Annotated in this window: 1 protein-coding gene; it reads left to right on the top strand. The window is 23.0% G+C overall.

Translation table 11 applies throughout. The features are described from left to right. A partial coding sequence (locus tag GBG18_RS14905; protein WP_152192354.1) for an IS66 family transposase occupies positions 1-1,667 on the top strand: 1,667 nt, incomplete at its 5' end. Positions 1,668-1,898 lie beyond the last annotated feature (231 nt).

The following is a 1,898-nucleotide window of genomic DNA, read 5'->3' as shown; positions in this document are numbered from 1 at the left end:
TATATATAAAACAATTTAATAATTGTAATATATATCATTACGGAAATTTTGAAATCAATGAATTGAAAAAATTTAATAAAACTTACAATAATAAATATCAAAATGAGATAAGTTATGTAGTTGATAAATCAATAAATATTTTAAAATATTTTTATTCTGATATATATCCTCCTACATATTCAAATAGTTTAAAAGAAATTGCTAATTACAGCGGATTTAAATGGACAAAAACTGGAGCATCAGGACTACTAAGTATAGTATGGCGGAAACTTTTTGATTTAAAGAATTCTAAAAAATTTAAATATAGACTCCTCTTATATAATATTGAAGATTGTCTAGCATTATATCATGTGAAAAATTGGATTATTCAATTACAAAAAGACAAAGTAGAATCTGTTAATTTAAATGAATTATATAATAATTCTGGATTTAAGTTTGGGAAAATAAATTTCCAGATCAAAGAATATAATGAAATTAATAAAACAGCTTATTTTGATTATCAAAGAAGTAAAATTTATATTAGAGACAAGGCATATAGTAGAGAAATTAAGACAACAAAAAATAGCATAAACAAGAATTTAAAACCAAATACTATTGAATATTCAAATATGCCTGAGAACTGTTTAAAATGCTTAAATACAAAGTTTTATATTCATGAAAAGAACATTAGAAATATTATTGACATAAAATTTACAAGCAATGGTATTAAAAGATGGGTTATTGAATATCATGGATACAGATTTAGATGCAGCCATTGTAAAAAAATATATTCTTTTCCAAAATATAATAAAAAAAAATTTGGAAATAATATTAAAATTTGGATTGTGTATAATTATTTAACATTTCACAATTCAGCTAATGATATTGTTAAAATGATATATGACATATTTAAAATTGATATTACGCGAACCATGGTAATAAATATAAAACAGGAATATGCATTACTACTAACTCCAGAATATAATGAAATACTTGATAAGATAATTACTGGAAATTTATTGCATATTGATGAAACAACGGTGACAATTAGAAAGAAAAAACATTACGTATGGGTGTTAACTAACTTAACTCATATTTACTACATTTACAGAGAAGATAGAACCGTTAACTTTTTAAAAGATATTCTTAAAAACTTTAATGGAGTAATGATATCTGATTATTATGCTGGTTATGATTCATTTAAAGTTAAACAACAAAAATGCCTTATCCATTTAATGAGAGACATTAATGATTTAATATTTAAATATAAAGATGATATAGATTTGATATACATAGCAAAACTTTTTGGAGATTTATTAAAAAATATCATTAAAACAATTGACAAGTATGGTTTAAAAAAAAGAAATTTAAATAAACATAATAAAGATGTCGTTCTCTTTTATAAGAAATTAAACAATTATGAAGTTATATCAAATGTAAGTAAAAAACTAAAAGATAGATTTAAAAAGAATCAATATCAACTTTTTACATTTTTACATTATGATAGTATACCATGGAATAATAACAATGTTGAACATGCTATTAAAGATTTTGCTGAATATAGAAAATATGCTGATGGTATATACACAGAGGTTGGTTTACAAAATTATTTAATATTATTAAGTATATCAAAAACTTGTTCTTATCAAAACAAAAGTTTTTTAGAATATCTTAAAGATAAAATGTAAATATCAAGTAGGTATCTCACGAAGTCAACTTCCTACGACAACATAACATAAATCTAAAATCATTATAAACATACGTGGAAGTACATGTCTTCTTGTAGTGTGGAATGTCCCTCTAAACTAGACAATTAGTAATCAAGCAGCAACCTCTTATTTTTGGAGCAGTTTTTACTAAAAAATAGTTTGTTCCAAAAAGAGTTGAAATTTGGAACATTCTCCAAAAGTACAGGTTCT

It is taken from the genome of Poseidonibacter ostreae (genome assembly GCF_009208075.1).
In the GTDB taxonomy this organism is placed as follows: Bacteria; Campylobacterota; Campylobacteria; order Campylobacterales; family Arcobacteraceae; genus Poseidonibacter; species Poseidonibacter ostreae.
This window is presented reverse-complemented; position numbering and strand designations above follow the sequence as displayed.